Below are 19198 nucleotides of genomic sequence, written 5' to 3'. Positions count from 1 at the left end.
ACCATTAAGGTAAAACAAAAAAGGCACTTTTGTACAAAAGTGCCTTTTAATTTAATACCATTTGTATGGTACGTTTATTTTAAAATTGTTGAATTATTTCAACTTCTTTTTAACCTCAACTTCGTGGAATGCTTCAATAACATCGCCTTCCTTAATATCGTTGTAGTTTTTAATTTGCATACCACAGTCGTATCCTTTTGATACTTCTTTTACATCGTCCTTAAATCGTTTTAACGATGCTAATTCACCTGTATATACAACCACACCGTCGCGAATCAGTCGAATACTTGAACTTCTAAGTATTTTACCATTGGTAACCATACAACCTGCAATACTACCAACCTTAGAAACTTTAAATATCTCTCTAATTTCTGCCGTACCTGTAATTTCTTCTTTAAGCTCTGGAGATAACATGCCTTCCATAGCGTCTTTAAGATCGTTAATGGCATCGTAGATAATAGAGTAAGTTCTAATATCGATTTCTTCTTTGTCGGCAATCATTCTTGCATTTCCAACAGGACGAACATTAAACCCAATGATAATGGCATCAGAGGCTGTTGCCAACAACACGTCACTTTCAGTTATCGCACCAACCCCTTTATGGATGATGTTTACATGAATTTCTTCCGTTGATAATTTTTGGAAGGAATCCGTAAGCGCTTCCACCGAACCATCTACATCGCCTTTTAGGATAATGTTCAATTCTTGGAAATCGCCCAATGCTATACGACGACCAATTTCATCCAATGTAATATGGCGTTGCGTTCTAACGGATTGCTCACGCTGTAATTGAGCTCGTTTCGAAGCAATTTGTTTGGCTTCACGTTCATCTTCAAATACATTAAACTTATCACCCGCTTGTGGCGCACCGTCTAATCCTAAAATGGATACCGGTGTTGATGGCCCCGCTTCAGAAATATCATTTCCACGCTCATCGTGCATCGCTTTAACTTTCCCACTATGCTGACCTGCCAGTACATAATCGCCAATTTTCAAGGTTCCGGATTGCACCAAGATTGTCGATACATAACCACGTCCCTTATCCAGAAAGGCTTCAACAACGGTTCCTTGTGCCAATTTATTAGGGTTTGCCGTAAGCTCTAATAATTCGGCTTCGAGCAATACTTTTTCCAACAACTCTTTAACGCCTGTTCCTTTTTTAGCTGAAATATCGTGCGATTGAACTTTACCGCCCCAATCTTCAACAAGCAGGTTCATTTGCGCTAAACCTTCTTTAATTTTTTCAGGGTTTGCAGTTGGTAAATCAATTTTATTTATAGCAAAAACAATGGGCACTCCCGCTGCTTGTGCATGCGAAATGGCTTCTTTTGTTTGTGGCATAATATCATCATCGGCCGCAGCCACAATAATGGCAATGTCTGTAACTTGCGCTCCACGAGCACGCATAGCGGTAAAGGCTTCGTGACCAGGTGTGTCTAAAAAGGCAATTTTTTGACCATTTTCCAATTGTACACCATAGGCCCCAATATGCTGGGTGATGCCACCCGACTCGCCAGCAATTACATTTTCTTGACGAATATAATCGAGAAGCGAGGTTTTACCGTGATCGACATGCCCCATAACGGTTACAATTGGTGCACGTGGCTCTAAATCCTCTGGTTTGTCTTCAACCTCTTCAATAGATTCCTCTATATCGGCTGTAACAAATTCCACTTTATATCCGAATTCTTCAGCTACGATAGATAAGGTTTCAGCGTCTAATCGCTGATTCATGGTAACCATCATCCCTAAAGACATACATGCCGAAATAATTTGAGTTACACTCACGTCCATCATAGTAGCGACTTCGTTTGCAGTTACGAACTCCGTAACTTTAAGGATTTTGCTTTCTGCCGCTTCTATTTGCTCATCAATCTCGGTTTGCTCCCTGTGTTGATCTCTTTTATCTCTTCTGTATTTGGCACCTTTACCTTTGCTTGTTTTGCCTTGAAGTTTTTCAAGTGTTTCGCGCACTTGTTTTTTTACATCTTCTTCACTAGGCTCTTCTTTAACAATGTTTCGTCTGCCTTTTCCGGCTCCGGGTTTCCCTTTAAACCTATCGTTCTTACCTCTTGAAGCGTTTCCGCCTCCAGCCCCTGGAGCACCGGCTTTACTAATACGGCGACGCTTTTTCTTATGGGCTGCTCCGTCGTCTTTTTTAGCGTCGGTTTTCTTGTCTTCTTTCTTTTTCTTAGGTTTATTAAACTGAGATAAATCAATTTTATCGCCAGCAATTTTTGGACCGGAAAGTTTTTTGTATTGGGTTTCTACTTTTTCTTCAACAACAACTTCTTGGTCATCAGTAACATTTACCTTTTTAGGGGTTTCCTTTTCCTTTTCTTTTGAAGCTTTTTCCTTTTTTGGCTCAGTTTTTTTGGCTTTATCAGGCTGCGCTTTTTCTTCTTTTACAGCTGCTTTAGCTTTTTCCTTTGGCGCTTCTGGAACTACCTCTTCTTTTTTAGCAAGTGGTTCTTCTTTCTTTTTAGGGTCTAAATCAATTTTACCAACTGTTTTTGGTCCAGAAAGTGTTTTAGCTGCTTTTACAACTTCTTGTTTTTGGGCTGCTCGTTTTTGCTTTTCTTCAAGTTCACGCTCGCGTTGTTCGCGCAACATATCCTTCTCTTTTTGCTTAGCCTCACTAACTTCTTGAGATGCTACTTTTTTATTAGCATCTGTTTCAAATTCGTCTGAAAGAATTTTATAAGTCTCTTCAGAAATTTTTGTAGTAGGGCGCTTCTCTATTTCGACACCTTTGGAATCCAAAAATTCCACGGCACGATCTAAAGAGATGTTAAGCTCGCGTAATACTTTATTTAATCTAATTGTTTCAGCCATAAATTGCCTTTAAAATACTCAAATATATATTATACCTATTCAATCATAAAATTAAATGGGTATTTATTCTTCGAATTCTTCTCTTAAAATTCTAAGAACATCATTAATTGTTTCTTCTTCTAAATCTGTTCGTTTAACTAAATCTACCACATCTTGTTCTAAAATGCTTTTTGCTGTGTCTAATCCAGCTTTGCTAAACTCGTCTATAATCCAAGATTCGATTTCATCGGAAAACTCTCTCAACTCTACATCTTCTTCTGCTCCTTCTCTTAGCACATCAATCTCGAAACCAGTTAGTTGTCCTGCCAAACGGATGTTATGACCACCTCTACCAATGGCTTTACTTACCTCTTCTGGCTTTAAAATAACCTCGGCACGTTTTGTGTCTTCATTTAACTTAACCGATGTTACCCGTGCTGGACTTAACGCTCTAGTTACGTAAAGTTGCAGGTTGTTTGTATAGTTTATAACGTCGATGTTTTCGTTTCCTAACTCACGCACAATGCCGTGAATTCTTGAACCTTTCATACCTACACAGGCACCAACGGGATCAATTCTATCATCATAAGAATCGACAGCCACTTTGGCTTTTTCCCCTGGGATTCTCACCACGTTTTTAATGGTTATTAAACCATCGAAAACTTCCGGGATTTCCTGTTCGAATAATTTTTCTAAAAACTTAGGCGAACTTCTGGACATGATAATGGTTGGTTTAGCGCCTTTAAGCTCTACACTATCAATGACGCCACGAACATTATCGCCTTTTCTAAAGAAATCCGAAGGTATTTGTCGGTCTTTTGGCAACACGATTTCATTCCCTTCATCATCCAATAAAATAACGGCTCTGTGGCGAATATGATGCACTTCGGCCGTATAAATCTCGCCTACTAAATCTTTAAAATGCTTATAGATAATGGTATTGTCGTGCTCATGGATTTTAGAGATTAAATTTTGACGCAACGCTAAAATAGCACGTCTTCCAAGATCTATAAGTTTTACTTCTTCTGACACATCTTCACCCACCTCAAAATCCGGCTCTATTTTACGAGCTTCAGTTAATGATATTTCTTGATTTGGATCTTCAACCTCGCCATCAGCAACCACTACTCTATTTCTCCAAATCTCTAAATCGCCTTTATCTGGGTTTACAATAATATCGAAATTATCGTCGTCGCCATATTTCTTTTTTAAAGCACTTCTAAATACATCCTCTAAAATAGCCATTAACGTTACTCTGTCAATTAACTTATCGTCTTTGAATTCTGAAAACGATTCAATTAACGCTATATTTTCCATAAATCTGAATTAAAATTTAATCATAACTTTTGCTTCTACAATATCTTTATAAGCAATATTTGCTTCTTTCTTTACCGTTATTTTGCCTTTTCCTACGGGTTTGGGCTCCCTAACTTTCCACTCTAATTTTATCGTGTCATCGGTAGCTTCGGTAAGAACCCCTTCTATTTTATCAGATGCTGTTCTTACTTCCAGGGTTCTTTTTATATTTTTTGCATACTGCCGATTATGAACCAAGGGCGCCGTGGCACCAGCCGACATAACCTCTAAGGAAAAATCCTGTTCTTCCCTATCCAAATTATGCTCGATGGCTCTGCTGATGAACATGCAGTCTTCAACTAAAACCCCATTATCGCCATCAATGATTATCTTGATGTGATTGCTGCTATCAATAGAGAAATCAATCAGGAATAAATCTGGGCGTTCCACCAATGCTTTTTCAAGTAATTCTGTAACGGTATTTTTAAACATTTTTAGTATAAAAAGAGGGGACTTCCCGTCCCCTCATTATCTTAGTTTGCCTTTCAACGGTGCAAATATATAATTTTTTAATTGATTTTTAAAGTATTAATTTATAAATTTATAAGCATCTCGAACATTAAAACCATGAAAAAAATACTTGTCCCTACCGATTTTTCCGAGCAAGCAGAAAACGCATTAAAAGTTGCCGCGCAATTAGCTAAGCAACACCACTGCGAAATTCATTTGCTTCACATAGTTGAAATACCGATGCACAAGGTTGATGCGTTAAGCAGTTACAACAATTTGCCCGAGGCCATTTATTTTATGAAGTTGGCCAACAAACAATTCAAGGATTTAAAAGCCAAACCTTACTTAAAAGATTTGGTTGTGCACGAACATGTGGATTTACACGAAATATTTAAGGGCATTTTTCAAACCTGCAAAAAACACCATATCGATTTGGTTGTTATGGGCTCAAACGGTGTAAGCGGTTTGCGAGAAATGCTTATTGGGAGCAATACCGAAAAAGTGGTGCGCACCTCTGAAACTCCGGTGCTCGTGATTAAAAACAAGCATGAAAAATTTAAGGTAAAGGATTTTGTTTTTGCATCTGATTTTAAAGAAGAAAGCAAAATACCATACCAAAAGGCCCTTGGATTTGCCCAAATTTTAGGCGCCAAAATGCATTTGCTCATGGTAAATACACCCCATAAATTTGTAACATCGGCAAAGGCAAACGATAGAATGAACACCTTTATTGAAACCAATAAATCCAACAATTACACTACCAATATCTATAACGATTTAAGTATTGAAAAAGGCATAATGAATTTTTCAAAATCGATTAAAGCCGGCTTAATTGGAATGAGTACCCACGGCAGACAAGGCATTTCTCATTTTTTTAACGGCAGCATTAGTGAAGATTTGGTAAACCACGCGAAACGACCGGTGATTACTTTTAAGATCTAAAAAAAAGGGAATTAACAGATTTTTTACATCTTAATTCCCTTTAATATCCTAATTCCTTCAGTTGGCATTATCCGACTAAGTACAATGGGTATAATCTCAGCTAGCTTTACCTTTAAGCACCCCAATTACGATTCATTAAAGATAAGAAAATATCTTCGAAATTCAAAACTCTCAGTAAATTATTTTTTTACTTTTAAATGAATCAATATTCTAATGAAATGAGCTAACTACTTAATTGTTACAATAATAGATTTGTATCAGTAAGTCATGTTGGCTTACCGTAACTTATATAAAACTCAAAATTATGACTAAGCCATGGCAAGATAAAGCAAAAGGCAATTGGAATATTGCTAAAGGAAAATTGAAACAAAAATGGGGCGAACTAACTGATGACGATTTAGATTACCAAGAAGGTAAAGAAGATGAGTTGTTGGGCAGAATTCAAAAACGCACAGGCGAATCGAAGTCTCGTATAAATGATTACCTCGACGATCTTAAATATTGATACTTTAGAATCAATATATTAAATAAAAAATATCCCATTTATCTTGGGATATTTTTATTTAGAGGCATAACGAAACTTTTCTTTTTACAATTTCGGTTTATAGATTCAAAAAAAAACTAATCAACTTAATGATTGAGATTTCCTTTTTATGCTAGCCCCCTGGGGCTCACTTCGTCGAAGCTTGTCTTGAGCGCAGTCGAAAGGTTCAGTATAAACTTCTCGCCAAAAAAACTTACTTTATTCAAACAAAAAACCCTAACTATTTTCATAATTAGGGTTAATTACGTTGGCCTACTAGGGCTCGAACCTAGACTCTTCTGGACCAAAACCAGACGTGTTGCCAGTTACACCATAGGCCAATTTGAGGATGCAAATTTAGTACAAAGTTTTATTTGCACAAGTATTTTTTTAAAAATATTTATGAGTTTGCAGCGTTTCTTTAAAAACAATTACAATTTTTACCCTTTACTGCTACAGAAGCGTTGTATTTATGTTAAGACAAACCAAATAGTTATACCTTGTTTCATATTTATTATTAAATTCGCCGAAGCAAACAAACATAGATTTTATGGCACATTTAAACTTTAAAAAATGGAACACCATTTTAGGATGGCTCTCTTTTTTAGTTGCATTGATCACTTACAGCTTAACCGTTGAACCTACCGTAAGTTACTGGGACGCGGGCGAATATATTTTAACCTCAGCAAAATTACAGGTTGGTCATCCACCGGGAGCGCCCTTGTTTCAAATGATGGGTGCCTTCTTTTCCATGTTTGCTTTAGAGCCATCGCAAGTCGGTTGGATGATGAACATGATGAGTGCCGTAGCCAGCGCATTTACCATTTTATTTATGTTTTGGACCATCACCTTGCTGTTAAAAAAACTTGTTAGTACCGGCAAAGCATTAAGCCAGCAACAAACTATGGCCATTTTGGGCAGCGGTTTGGTGGGCAGCTTAGCGTTTACCTTTACCGATTCGTTTTGGTTTAATGCCGTGGAGACCGAGGTTTATGCCATGGCAACCTTAATTATGTCTGTTTTATTTTGGTTAGGCTTACGCTGGGAACAAGACATGGACAAACCCCGCGGTAACCGTTGGCTTATTTTAATGGCCTTTATTATCGGGCTTTCGTTTGGGGTGCATTTTATGGGCTTATTAACCATTCCAGCCATTGGTCTTATTTATTATTTTAAAAATTACAAAACCGTTACGGTTAAAAATTTCATTATCGCAAATGCCATTTCTATTGGTATTTTATTGTTTGTTTTTAAATTATTAGCGCCCAATATTCTTAAAATATTCAGTGCTTTTGAAATCTTTTTTGTCAATAGCGTTGGATTACCGTTCAATTCTGGAACCATAATAGCAGGTTTATTATTAATAGCCATTATTTATTATGCTTTAAGATACACGCGCCAAAAACAATACGTGCACCTTAATACAGGCATCCTTTGTATTACCTTTATCATTATAGGGTTTTCAACCTGGTTAATGCTACCTATTCGAGCCAATGCCAATGTGGTGGTAAACGAGAACAACCCGTCTGATGCTCGAGAACTGCTAGCCTATTACAACCTGGAACAATACCCGGAAACCCATTTGTTTTACGGCCCTTTGTTTACCGACCAGTATGCATATTTAGATGAAAACAATCCGTACACAGACGATAAGCCTAACTACGAAAAAGACGAAGAAAAAGGCAAATACGTTATTGTAAACGATTATAAAAACGCCAAACAGAACTACAACTCAAAACACGCCGCTGTGCTTCCTAGAATGTGGAGCCCCGAGCATGCCGAAAATTATATGATGTTTTCCGGGTTTTTAGATTTTAAACTGAAACCCGATTACCAAATGCAAAACGAGCTTCGTAAAGCGGTATCCGATTTTAAAAACGATGTGGCCCAAGGCAATGTAGATTACGAAGATTACCACAACTTTTTAAAACGATTTAAAAGCTATATCGATATTGAAAAACCCTCGTTGGCATCAAATATTATTTACATGCTCGAGTACCAACTTGGGTATATGTTTTGGCGTTATTTTATGTGGAATTTCACAGGGCGACAAGACGATATTCAAGGCCGTTACGACAATCATGGGAATTGGTTAAGCGGCATAAAACTTATTGACGAATGGCATTTAGGCTATTCGCAAGATAATTTGCCCAGCGACGTAAAAAACAACAAAGCACGCAACACGTATTATTTTCTGCCTTTAATTTTAGGGCTTATCGGTATGTTTTTCCTCTTTAATAAAGATAAAAAAACGTTTTGGGTGATGCTGGTGTTTTTCCTATTTACGGGATTGGCCATTCAGTTTTATACCAACGTCCGCCCGTTTGAACCTCGCGAACGCGATTACTCCGTTGTGGGCTCATTTTATGTGTTTGCCATATGGATTGGTTTTGGGGTTTACGCTATTTACAATATGCTTAAAAAACACTTGCCATCAAAAGTCGCAGTGCCCATAATTACTATTGCTTGTTTAATATTAGTACCTGGGATTTTAGCCGCAAACAATTGGGACGACCACGACAGATCTGGGAAATACACCGCAAGATCCATGGCATACAAATATTTGGATTCTTGTGAAGAAAACGCCATACTATTTACCATTGGCGACAACGACACCTTTGCCCTTTGGTACGCCCAAGAAATTGAAGGTTACCGTACCGATGTGCGTGTGGTAAACACCAGTTTATTTCAAACCGATTGGTATATCGACCAAATGAAACGTAAAGCCTACGAAAGCGACCCTATCCCATCGCAATTAACTCATGAGCACTACAGATATGGTACTAATGATTATGTGATGGTTGAAGACTTTGTAAAAGACACCCTCAACATAAAGGACGCCCTAAACTTTATAACCAGCAACAATCCACGATCTAAATATAAATATATCCTGCAACAACAAGGTGTTGATGTTTCGCAAGTTAGAAGTCAAGATTTAAACGCCAACTATTTACCAACAGGTCATTTAAGGCTTCCTGTAAATAAAGAAAACGCACTTAAATACGGCATCGTAAAACCAAAAGATGCTGATAAAATGGTGTCGCATATAGACATTCATATTAAAGATGGCGCCCTGTACAAAAACCGCCTTTTAATGCTCGATGTTGTGGCCAACAACGACTGGAAACGCCCTATCAATTTTACTGGTGGTGCCTTTGCAGACGATGATTATATTTGGATGAAAGACTACCTGCAACTCGATGGCATGTGCTATAAATTAGTGCCTATTAAAACACCGGTTGACAGAGCAAATCCTTTTGATATGGGTCGTGTAGATAGCGATTTAATGTACGAAAAAGTTAAAAAATGGGATTGGGGCAACAGCGGTAGCCCAGATATTTACCACGATGTTGAAACCCGTAAAAACTCGATTACGTATCGCGGTAATTTAGCCCGTTTAATGGAGCAACTTATCAATGAGGATAAGTTAGAAAAAGCCGAGGAAATAGCCGATATCGCCATGACCAACATGCCTGTTGAATATTTTGGATTTTACACGCTTTTAGAACCTTACATTAGTGGTTATTACGAGGTTGGAAACAAAGAAAAAGCACAACAACTATTTAAGGAAGTAGCCAATAAATATCAGGAAAACTTGAGTTATTACAGCGGTTTAAAAGTTGAAAACCAAGAGCGTTTGTTTGAAGAAATTTATACCGATATCCAACGTTATAAAAGCCTAATTGATGTTTTAGTGGAATACGATATAGATTTTGCAGAAACCGAAGGCGATATTTTCAATAACTACCTAAAACTGTTTAGGCACTTCTATGGCGAAGACGAGCTTGAAGAAGAGCAACAGCAAACAGATTTAGACCTTCCTGACAGCAGTAGTTTACGAATCGATACAGCCAATTAATTTCAGATTTAAGGCATGACCTTAACCCCTGTAAAAACACCCATGTTAGTAAAGCGGATGTTCCCGAATTATATTTGGAACATCCCAACCGCTAACAAAACCATCTATTTAACTTTTGATGATGGCCCAACACCCAACATTACCAATTGGACCTTGGATGTTTTAAAACAGCACAAAGCGAAAGCCACTTTTTTTTGCATTGGCAACAATATTGAAAAACACCCTGAGATTTTTCAGCATGTTATAAATGATGGGCATGCCATTGGTAATCATACGCACAATCACGTAAAAGGATGGAAAACCAAAACAGACGATTATTTAAAGAATGTTTCTGAAGCTGAAAAGGTTATAAAATCCCATTTCAAAAATCGAAAATCAAAAATCGAAAATCTTTTCAGGCCGCCCTATGGACAAATCAAACCAAAACAGGGCAAGCAACTTATTGGATTAGGATATAAAATAATTATGTGGGATGTGCTGTCCTTTGATTGGGACAAAAACGTTACACCTATAGATTGTTTAAACAATGTGATTTCAAAAACTACAAACGGCAGTATTATTGTGTTTCACGATAGTGTGAAAGCTTCAAAAAACATGCAATATGCTTTACCTAAAGTTTTGGAATATTTTAACGAAAAAGGGTATAATTTTGAGGCTTTAACCTAAACTTTAAAATTAAGAGGCTATCTTTAATGTCAGGCTGAGCGCAGTCGAAGCCCTTAAAAAAATATGTATTTTTATTACGTTTATATAATAAAGTGCTTTGATAATTCATATTATACTGGAATTACAAATAATACAGAAAAACGTTTTGAAGAACATCAAATGGGATATACAAAAGACTCATATACCTATAAAAGGAGACCATTAATAATGGAGTTTTATCAAGAGTTCAATGACGTTTTACAAGCCATTTATTTTGAAAAGAAAATTAAAGGCTGGACTAGAGCTAAAAAACAGGCATTGATAAATGGAAACTATGATAAGTTGAATTGCACTTCGACTGCGCTCAGTGTGACATCACAATAATTTAGTTAAAAATATTGCTGAATAATTCCAATAAGTGTATTGGCATCTTGCTCTCCGCTTTGGCGCCATTTCATTTCGCCATCTTTATAAATAATTAATGTGGGCAAGCCTTTTACACGTAAAGCTTCGGCGAGTTCTTCGTTTTTTTCAACATCAATTTTAATCACTTTTGCCTTATCACCTAATGCCGCAGCAACATCGCGAAGTACGGGATGCATGGCCGTTGATTGTTCATTCCATTCTGTAAAAAAGTCTAACAGAACAGGAATATCCACATCGATAAGTTCCCCGAATTTTGACATATCTTAATGTTTTTAATCAATACAAAGCATTACAAACCTACAATTTTTTATTTTAGTTTGAAATCGGCACCATAAACTAAGTTACTGATACTTAATTATAAATATAAAAAAAATTGTAACAACTACAACATTTGTTAGTATTTATGCGTGTTTTACGCCCTTTTTAAGTTCGATAACCGTAATTTCCGGCCAAATACCAACGCGCCCCGGATACCCTAAATATCCAAAGCCTCGGTTTACGTTTATGTACTGGCCTTTTTCCTTGTAAATACCGGCCCAATGTTTATAACGCCATTTTACGGGGCTCCATTTAAACCAACCGGGTATTTCAATGCCAAATTGCATGCCGTGGGTGTGCCCACTTAAAGTTAAATGGTAATGATAATCGTCTTCTACCACCTCTTGTTCCCAATGCGATGGGTCGTGGCTCATCAAAATTTTAAAATCATTTTCATCAATATCTTGAGCGGCCTTTTTTAAATCGCCTGCTTTTTTAAAACCGCCAGCACCCCAATTCTCAACACCTATAATGGCTAAACGCTGTCCGTTTTTTTCAATGGTTCTACTTTCATTTAAAAGCAAATCGAAACCCATGTCTTTTTGAGTTTGCAACAAATCCTTAAAATTTTGCGCTTTGGCTTCAGGCGTTGGCCAATTTACATAATCGCCATAATCATGATTGCCTAACACCGAATATTTGCCATCCTTTGCTTTTAACGAACCGAACAAATCTTTCCACGATGCCATTTCAGAGGTTTTGTTATTTACCATATCCCCTGTAAACATAATCACATCCGATTTTTGTTCATTAATCAAATTTACCCCATATTCAATCTTGTCTCTATTATCAAAACTACCACAATGAATATCGCTAATTTGGGTTATTTTATAACCATCGAAGGCCTCTGGCAAATCTTCAAAATATAATTGATAGCTTAAAACCCTAAAACGGTATTTGCCTTTATACATGCCATAAAGAAGCGATGTAAATGGAATAGCTGCCAAACCTATAGCAATTTGACTGATAAATTTTCGTCGGGATGGCATATAAAACGTTTGCTTAGAAGTAAGCAGTTTATCGTACAAACCCAACACCACCCTAATAATATCTTCCCCCAATAAAATAGGAATAAGAACCAAGTTAAAAGACATAAAAGCCAGTAAAAACCCGAAGGCATAACTTTTTGAAGGATTTAATACGCGCCCTTCTGAGGCCGCTATAAACTGAAGCATGAAATTACCTAAAACCAGTACAGCAATACTTATAAAAATAAAATATACCCAGTTACTTTTGCTTATTGTTTTAATGGCCTGAAAACCATAAAACGACATAAACAGGTAGAAAAGAATAAATATAATCCAACGCGACATAGCTTTTTTTCCAAAGATACCTTATTTTGATATTGTAGCTTTATTTGTGAATCATATTTAACGCTACGTTAAGAAACGCGCATGGTTTAATGGCCTCAGTTTTTTATGAAATGGCTTTAATAATATTGGCAATACGCGTTTCGTCTGAAAATGAAATCGTTCGTTCGTCAAAAAACGACGCGCTATGCATAGATATTTTAGGCGTTTCAATAACTTGTTTTATGGTTGTCGCAGAACAATGGATTTCATTAAAACCAGCATCTTTAAACAAAAGGGCGTTTTCAGCATTGATACCGCCACCGGGAAGTATTCCAATTTTATTTCCTGCTTTTTCTTTGAGTTCTTTAAGTAACCCCAAGCCTTTATTGGCAGCGGTTTCCTGCCCTGAAGTAAGCACTCTGTCAACACCCAAATCCATAAGTTGCCCTAAGGCTTCAACAGGATTCTCAACCCAATCAAAGGCACGGTGAAACGTAAATGGCAATGGTTTTGCAAGCTCTATTAATATTTTGGTTCGCTCAATATCAACGGTATTATCTTCATTCAAAACCCCCGAAACAATACCGCTACAACCCATGGATTTGCATTGTAAAACATCACTTTTCATTATATCAAATTCATCATGGGAATAAGTAAAATTTCCACTCCGTGGCCGTATTAAAACAAACACCGGAATTTTAAGGCTTTCTGTTGTTTTTTTAATCAACCCAAAACTTGGTGTTATCCCACCAACGGCAAGTTCAGAACACAACTCAATACGGTTTGCTCCAGAATTTTCGGCTTGAATTGCAGAGCGATATGAATTGGCACAAATTTCTAGTAGCATTTTTTAGTATATTAGAACCCAAAATTAAGTATAATTTAGCAAATGTTTTTAAATTAAATATGATTTCCGCCTGATAACCATTGAGATTATGGAAATGAAAAATATAAAACTTCCATAATTGAAATTCGACATCCAAATGAAAGATTAAATGCGAGCTACATACGAGCATTAAAAAACAATAAAATAAACACATGAAAAGAAGAAACTTTATTAAAAACGCCTCTTTAACGGGAGTTGGCGTTGCCGTTGGAAGTTCCATTATTGCTTGCGCTGAGAACAAAAAAGAAAAAAACACGGTAGCTACAACAAACTCAAAAGCATCGTTACCCCTAGTTATTGCCACTTGGAATGTTCCAAACGCCACAGCAAAAGCATGGGACGTTTTACAAAATAACGGTTCGGTTTTAGATGCCGTAGAACAGGGCGTTATGGTTGAAGAAGCCGACGAAAAAAACCAATCCGTTGGTAAAGGCGGAAGACCCGATCGAGATGGCAATGTAACCCTCGATGCCTGCATAATGAACAAAGAAGGAGACTGCGGTGCCGTAGTGTATATGCAAAATATTACGCACGCTATTACGGTGGCAAGAAAAGTTATGGAAGATACACCACATGTGATGCTTGCCGGAAAAGGTGCCGAACAATTCGCCGTTGAAAGTGGCATGAAACGCGAAAATCTTTTAACTGATGCCTCAAAAAAAGAATGGGAAGATTGGTTGGTTGAAAAAGAATACAAACCGATTATAAACATAGAAAACCACGATACTATTGGCATGCTCGCCATTGATAAAAACGGTGATATTTCCGGGGCGTGCACCACAAGCGGACTCGCCTATAAAATGGCGGGTCGCGTAGGTGATTCACCCATAATTGGCTCTGGTTTATTTGTTGATAACGAAGTTGGTGGTGCTGTTGCCACGGGTTTGGGCGAAGAAGTTGTAAAAACCGTGGGCAGCTTTTTGGTAGTAGAATTAATGCGCCAAGGCAAATCGCCACAAGAAGCTTGTGAGGAGGCCATTGGCAGAATTGTGACTAAACCCAATAGCAATTACAAAAACTTTCAAGTGGGTTATATCGCGGTCAATAAACAAGGTGAAACCGGATCGTATTCCATTCATGAGTGGTTTAGCATGACCAAATACCAAGACGGTAAAAACGAGAACTATCAATCGGATTTTTATTTGAAAGACAAAGAATAATCCGTAAAAACTTTATTTATTTCAATTTAAACTGCAAGTTTTCGTAGCTTTGAATTTCTTTCAAAATCCTTTTAAATGTCAGATCAAAAACGCCTTTTTCTAGTTGATGCCTATGCGCTAATTTTCCGTGGCTATTACGCCTTTATAAAAAACCCGCGAATCAATTCCAAAGGCGAAGACACCTCAGCCATTATGGGTTTTATGAACTCCCTTTTGGATGTTATAAAACGCGAGCGCCCCGACCATTTGGCCGTATGTTTTGATAAAGGCGGCAGTGTGGATAGGGTAGAAATGTTTGAGGCCTACAAAGCCAATAGAGATGAAACGCCCGAAGGCATAAAAACGGCGGTACCGTACATTTGTGAGATTTTAAAAGCCATGCACATTCCTATTATGGTTAAGGAAGGCTACGAGGCCGATGATGTTATTGGCACGCTCTCCCGTCAAGCGGAAAAAGAAGGCTACCAAACCTTTATGGTAACGCCCGACAAAGATTTTGCACAATTGGTAACCGAAAATATTTTTATGTACCGCCCCGTTTTTGGTGGTGGTTACGAAACTTGGGGCATCCCCGAAGTACAGAAAAAATTTGAAGTAACCGACCCCATGCAAGTCATTGACTTTTTAGGAATGATGGGCGATTCCAGCGATAATATTCCCGGATTGCCCGGTGTTGGTGAAAAAACAGCTAAAAAATTTATTGCCCAATTTGGAAGTATGGAAGGCTTATTGGCCAATACCGACCAGCTAAAGGGCAAAATGAAAGAAAAAGTAGAGGCCAATGCCGAATTAGGTCTGCTTTCCAAACAACTGGCGACCATCATGCTGGATGTTCCGGTAACTTTTAATGCCAAAGATTTTGAACTCGACCATCCCGATGTTGAAAAAGTTAAAGAAATCTTTCAGGAATTGGAGTTTAGAAGATTGACCGATAATTTTCTTAAAACGTTTTCATCGGAAACAGAACCCGCTCAAACATCACCCGAAAAAGCTTCAGAGAAAACGGAAACAAAAGAAACACCAAAGGAAATTAAATCTGCTGGAGCTGGTCAATTTTCTCTATTTGGAGCAGAAGACAATTCCGCGGAAGCGCCAACAAGCAACACCAGAAAAACCTCGGCAACATCGTCGCATTTTTACCAAAGTGTGGCTTCAGGAATGGCAACCAAATTGTTTATTAAAAATTTAATGAACCAAACTTCGGTCTGTTTTGATACCGAAACCACCGGTTTAAACCCATTGACAGCAGAATTGGTAGGCATCGCTTTTTCTTGGGAAGTGGGCAAAGGATTTTACATGCCATTTCCTGAAAACAAAGATGAAGCACAAGAACTCATTGAACAATTACGTCCGTTTTTTGAAAGTGAATCTATCGAGAAAGTTGGTCAGAATTTAAAATACGACATTAAGGTTTTAGCAAAATACAATGTTAGCGTAAAAGGCAAATTGTTCGACACCATGTTGGCACATTATTTAATTAATCCAGATATGCGGCATAATATGGATGTGCTTGCCGAAACCTATTTGAATTACACCCCAATTTCGATAACCGAACTCATAGGAAAAAAAGGCAAAAACCAACTATCGATGCGTGAGGTGCCTTTAGAAAAACAAACCGAATACGCTGTTGAAGATGCCGATATTACCTTGCAGTTAAAAGAACATTTTGAAAAAGAATTGGGCGAGGCCAATACACAAAAACTGTTTGATGAGATTGAAATTCCGCTACTGCGTGTTTTAGCGGCCATGGAATTGGAAGGGATTAATTTAGATAAGGGTTTTTTAAATGCACTATCGGAGCAATTAAACAAAGATATAAAGGATTTAGAAACAAAAATTTATACCGAAGCTGGCGAGGAATTTAACATTGCATCGCCAAAACAATTGGGTGTTATTTTATTTGAAAAACTTAAACTGGTTGACAAGCCTAAAAAAACCAAAACCGGACAATATGCTACGGGCGAAGACATTTTATCATACCTCGCTAAAGACCACGATATTATTAAGAATATTTTAGAATATCGCGGATTATCCAAACTAAAAAGCACCTATGTGGATGCCTTACCGCTTCAGGTTGAAGAATTAACGGGACGCGTGCACACCGATTATATGCAAACCGTTGCGGCAACGGGGCGTTTAAGTAGCAACAACCCCAATTTGCAAAACATTCCTATTCGTACCGAACGTGGGAGGCAAGTGCGTAAAGCGTTTATTCCTCGTGATGAAAATTACACTTTGTTGGCTGCCGATTATTCTCAAATAGAACTGCGTATTATTGCAGCTTTGAGCAAAGAAGAAAATATGATTGAGGCCTTTAAAAACGGCGAGGATATTCATGCCTCAACCGCTTCAAAAGTGTTTAATGTGCCTTTGGGCGAAGTAACCCGAGAGCAACGAAGCAACGCCAAAACCGTAAACTTCGGTATTATTTATGGGGTTTCAGCTTTTGGACTGAGCAACCAAACCGATTTATCGCGAAGCGAATCCAAAGCATTGATTGACACTTATTATGCCACCTATCCGAAACTGCGAAGTTTTGTTCACGAGCAAATCGATTTTGCTCGCGATAACGGCTATGTGCAAACGGTTTTGGGGCGGCGGCGTTATTTAAAAGACATTAATTCCCGCAACGCCGTGGTTCGTGGTGCTGCCGAACGAAATGCTGTAAATGCCCCCATTCAGGGAAGTGCCGCAGACATTATTAAAATTGCCATGATCAATATTCATAATAAATTAGAAGCTGGCAATTACAAAACCAAAATGCTTCTGCAGGTGCACGATGAGTTGGTTTTTGATGTGTATAAACCTGAACTTGAAGCCATGAAAACCTTAATTAAAACCGAAATGGAACAGGCTTTTGTAATGGATGTGCCGTTGGATGTGGAGATGGATATAGGCGATAATTGGCTAGAAGCGCATTAATAATATTTGATAATATATCGCACACCCATTGCTTTTAAAATCTAAAAACCTTTAAATTAATGCTTTTCATATTTAAGTGAAACGGACACATCATTTAAAGGTTTTTTATTCTTATTTAACACTAATATAAACCGTTGTGCATTTTGAAAAAATTCTATCAATTCGAGTGAATTTTACGATTGGAATGAGTAAAATTTGTATCGAGAATAAGAATTTTAATTTGAAATTGATTCTCGATACAATTTTTCGTGCCTCAAAATCACTCGAATTGACATATTGATATTTTTCCATTCAAAATGCACAACGGGTTAATATAGTTAGTTTACATGTTTTTCTTGTTTCAGGCGCTCACCCACTACCGTATATGTAATCTGATCGTGAAAAAGTTTTTTGTATTTTCTATAGGTAAAAATTTGAATTATAAATGGAATTATTAACACATATAAATACCCTGTAATAAATCTTAGGATATTTCTGAAAAATGCTCTAAAAAATCCTATTCGGTTTCCTTGACGGTCGGTTATTTCCATTTTCATAATCATTTTTCCAAATGTACCTTTATATCTAGAGGATTCAACCACAGCGCTAACAACAAAATATAATAGCATAGGAATAATTATGAAAAAGAGCCAATCATTCATGGTGAGTTCTGCTGTTTCATCCATAATAACTTCTTCGGATGTAAATGCCGACCAGCCAACTCCTCCTATTATTGAACCAATTAAAAAAAGTGGTAACGTTGTTAATATTTGATCGAGAATAAAAGCCAATGCCCTTTTCCATAGTACCCTACGGTAGTATTTTTTGCGCCAATCAACTTGCATGTCGACATTTGCTATTTTCTTTCTCGTTCTAGGTTTTACAGTTTCGCTTTTAGCTACCTTTTCAATTATCGGTGCTTTGGTTTGTTCAGTCTCCACAACGTCTTCAACCTGTTCTGCCAATGCTTCAGTGCTATCCGGAACTTCAGTTTCAGAATCTGCTTTTGAAGATGCTGTTGTAGTATCCTTGGTTGGTTCGGTAATTTCCATTTCGGAAAGCAATTCCGAAATATCAGCTTTCGATGCTTCAGCGACTATCTCATCTTCAACAGTCTCAACATTATTATAACTAAATTCGTTTATGGATTCGTAAATATCATTAACTACCGAGGTAAAGGCATCATCTTCACTGTTCCAAAATTGTTTGTTATTAAGCGGTTGTGTGTTTTTTGGCAATAATGGTAAGTTTACAAATGGCGTAGATTTCCACATACAATTCCGCACCAAAATAGGCAACAGTACGTTTTCATCATTATTATACTTTTCAATAACTTTTTGGGTGCGGATATAGGTTTGGTCATCGTTGATAAAATCGGCACTTATAAATGCCAAAACAATATCGGCATCATATAGTTGCGGCTTATATTCATTAATGTCCTGCCCCGGCGGAATCTCAAAATCGCTTAAAATTTCAATGGGAATTTCAGAATTCCTCACTACTGGCGAAAGGTATTTTTTCACCGCTTTGGTTTGGTCTTCATCTTCGGGAGCCGCCAGGAAATACACCGTGATTTTTCCTTTTTTAACGGGCGTTGAAGACTGTGTGCTTGTTGCCATAGTTTTA

Annotated in this window: 14 protein-coding genes and 1 tRNA gene; 7 read left to right on the top strand and 8 right to left on the bottom strand. The window is 37.5% G+C overall.

Annotated elements, in window-relative coordinates; translation table 11 throughout:
- Window positions 1–93 precede the first annotated feature (93 nt).
- From infB to rimP, 3 genes are all read right to left on the bottom strand, one after another.
- Window positions 94–2835: a translation initiation factor IF-2 gene (infB, locus tag RNZ46_RS08675; protein ID WP_316981819.1), complete on the bottom strand. Its 2742-nt coding sequence runs from the start codon at window positions 2833–2835 to the stop codon at window positions 94–96.
- A 63-nt stretch (window positions 2836–2898) separates the two neighbouring features.
- The gene (nusA, locus tag RNZ46_RS08670; protein ID WP_316981818.1) at window positions 2899–4131 is read right to left on the bottom strand and encodes a transcription termination factor NusA; all 1233 of its coding nucleotides are present in this window, start codon (window positions 4129–4131) and stop codon (window positions 2899–2901) included.
- A gap of 9 nt (window positions 4132–4140) precedes the next feature.
- Window positions 4141–4602: a ribosome assembly cofactor RimP gene (rimP, locus tag RNZ46_RS08665; protein WP_316981817.1), complete on the bottom strand. Its 462-nt coding sequence runs from the start codon at window positions 4600–4602 to the stop codon at window positions 4141–4143.
- Between the two features lie 135 nt (window positions 4603–4737).
- Here rimP and RNZ46_RS08660 point away from each other — a divergent pair, with 135 nt between their 5' ends.
- Window positions 4738–5562, top strand: coding sequence for a universal stress protein (locus RNZ46_RS08660; RefSeq protein WP_316981816.1), 825 nt, complete (start codon window positions 4738–4740; stop codon window positions 5560–5562).
- Between the two features lie 304 nt (window positions 5563–5866).
- Window positions 5867–6067, top strand: coding sequence for a CsbD family protein (locus RNZ46_RS08655; protein WP_316981815.1), 201 nt, complete (start codon window positions 5867–5869; stop codon window positions 6065–6067).
- Window positions 6068–6353: 286 nt separating this feature from the next.
- Here RNZ46_RS08655 and RNZ46_RS08650 read toward each other — a convergent pair.
- Window positions 6354–6426: transfer RNA gene (locus RNZ46_RS08650), tRNA-Gln, on the bottom strand.
- A gap of 209 nt (window positions 6427–6635) precedes the next feature.
- On the opposite strand from RNZ46_RS08650, the gene RNZ46_RS08645 reads away from it, so the two are divergent.
- The 3 genes from RNZ46_RS08645 to RNZ46_RS08635 all read left to right on the top strand — a co-directional run bounded on the left by RNZ46_RS08645 (window position 6636) and on the right by RNZ46_RS08635 (window position 10973).
- Entirely contained in the window at window positions 6636–9944 is a 3309-nt protein-coding gene (locus RNZ46_RS08645; RefSeq protein ID WP_316981814.1) for a protein O-mannosyl-transferase family, read from the top strand.
- A 15-nt stretch (window positions 9945–9959) separates the two neighbouring features.
- Window positions 9960–10610, top strand: a complete 651-nt coding sequence (locus RNZ46_RS08640) for a polysaccharide deacetylase family protein (RefSeq protein ID WP_316981813.1) — start codon at window positions 9960–9962, stop codon at window positions 10608–10610.
- A 63-nt stretch (window positions 10611–10673) separates the two neighbouring features.
- Window positions 10674–10973 (top strand): GIY-YIG nuclease family protein, encoded by a 300-nt coding sequence (locus RNZ46_RS08635; RefSeq protein WP_316981812.1) that lies wholly within the window; start codon window positions 10674–10676, stop codon window positions 10971–10973.
- Between the two features lie 5 nt (window positions 10974–10978).
- Here RNZ46_RS08635 and RNZ46_RS08630 read toward each other — a convergent pair whose 3' ends face one another.
- The 3 genes from RNZ46_RS08630 to RNZ46_RS08620 all read right to left on the bottom strand — a co-directional run bounded on the left by RNZ46_RS08630 (window position 10979) and on the right by RNZ46_RS08620 (window position 13472).
- Window positions 10979–11275 (bottom strand): thioredoxin family protein, encoded by a 297-nt coding sequence (locus tag RNZ46_RS08630; protein ID WP_311937159.1) that lies wholly within the window; start codon window positions 11273–11275, stop codon window positions 10979–10981.
- A gap of 141 nt (window positions 11276–11416) precedes the next feature.
- Window positions 11417–12646 carry a metallophosphoesterase gene (locus tag RNZ46_RS08625; RefSeq protein ID WP_316981811.1) on the bottom strand — a complete coding sequence of 410 codons (1230 nt, stop codon included), beginning with the start codon at window positions 12644–12646 and terminating at the stop codon, window positions 11417–11419.
- A 103-nt stretch (window positions 12647–12749) separates the two neighbouring features.
- Complete coding sequence (locus RNZ46_RS08620) at window positions 12750–13472, bottom strand: copper homeostasis protein CutC (RefSeq protein ID WP_316981810.1); 723 nt, start codon at window positions 13470–13472, stop codon at window positions 12750–12752.
- Between the two features lie 191 nt (window positions 13473–13663).
- Between RNZ46_RS08620 and RNZ46_RS08615 the strand changes: the two genes are divergently transcribed.
- Together RNZ46_RS08615 and polA are read left to right on the top strand one after the other, a co-directional pair.
- Entirely contained in the window at window positions 13664–14671 is a 1008-nt protein-coding gene (locus RNZ46_RS08615) for an isoaspartyl peptidase/L-asparaginase family protein (RefSeq protein WP_316981809.1), read from the top strand.
- Window positions 14672–14746: 75 nt separating this feature from the next.
- Window positions 14747–17593 carry a DNA polymerase I gene (gene polA / locus RNZ46_RS08610; protein ID WP_316981808.1) on the top strand — a complete coding sequence of 949 codons (2847 nt, stop codon included), beginning with the start codon at window positions 14747–14749 and terminating at the stop codon, window positions 17591–17593.
- Between the two features lie 317 nt (window positions 17594–17910).
- On the opposite strand, the gene RNZ46_RS08605 is transcribed toward polA, so the two are convergent.
- A complete protein-coding gene (locus RNZ46_RS08605; RefSeq protein WP_316981807.1) occupies window positions 17911–19191 on the bottom strand; it encodes an RDD family protein in 1281 nt (426 codons plus the stop codon).
- Window positions 19192–19198 lie beyond the last annotated feature (7 nt).

Origin of the sequence: Hwangdonia lutea (genome assembly GCF_032814565.1) — a bacterium.
Lineage (GTDB): Bacteria > Bacteroidota > Bacteroidia > Flavobacteriales > Flavobacteriaceae > Hwangdonia > Hwangdonia lutea.
This window is presented reverse-complemented; position numbering and strand designations above follow the sequence as displayed.

Coding starts and splice junctions, on each gene's coding strand:
- infB (WP_316981819.1), bottom strand. CDS start 2,835: ATGGCTGAAACAATTAGATTAAATAAAGTATTACGCGAGCTTAACATC.
- nusA (WP_316981818.1), bottom strand. CDS start 4,131: ATGGAAAATATAGCGTTAATTGAATCGTTTTCAGAATTCAAAGACGAT.
- rimP (WP_316981817.1), bottom strand. CDS start 4,602: ATGTTTAAAAATACCGTTACAGAATTACTTGAAAAAGCATTGGTGGAA.
- RNZ46_RS08660 (WP_316981816.1), top strand. CDS start 4,738: ATGAAAAAAATACTTGTCCCTACCGATTTTTCCGAGCAAGCAGAAAAC.
- RNZ46_RS08655 (WP_316981815.1), top strand. CDS start 5,867: ATGACTAAGCCATGGCAAGATAAAGCAAAAGGCAATTGGAATATTGCT.
- RNZ46_RS08645 (WP_316981814.1), top strand. CDS start 6,636: ATGGCACATTTAAACTTTAAAAAATGGAACACCATTTTAGGATGGCTC.
- RNZ46_RS08640 (WP_316981813.1), top strand. CDS start 9,960: ATGACCTTAACCCCTGTAAAAACACCCATGTTAGTAAAGCGGATGTTC.
- RNZ46_RS08635 (WP_316981812.1), top strand. CDS start 10,674: ATGTATTTTTATTACGTTTATATAATAAAGTGCTTTGATAATTCATAT.
- RNZ46_RS08630 (WP_311937159.1), bottom strand. CDS start 11,275: ATGTCAAAATTCGGGGAACTTATCGATGTGGATATTCCTGTTCTGTTA.
- RNZ46_RS08625 (WP_316981811.1), bottom strand. CDS start 12,646: ATGTCGCGTTGGATTATATTTATTCTTTTCTACCTGTTTATGTCGTTT.
- RNZ46_RS08620 (WP_316981810.1), bottom strand. CDS start 13,472: ATGCTACTAGAAATTTGTGCCAATTCATATCGCTCTGCAATTCAAGCC.
- RNZ46_RS08615 (WP_316981809.1), top strand. CDS start 13,664: ATGAAAAGAAGAAACTTTATTAAAAACGCCTCTTTAACGGGAGTTGGC.
- polA (WP_316981808.1), top strand. CDS start 14,747: ATGTCAGATCAAAAACGCCTTTTTCTAGTTGATGCCTATGCGCTAATT.
- RNZ46_RS08605 (WP_316981807.1), bottom strand. CDS start 19,191: ATGGCAACAAGCACACAGTCTTCAACGCCCGTTAAAAAAGGAAAAATC.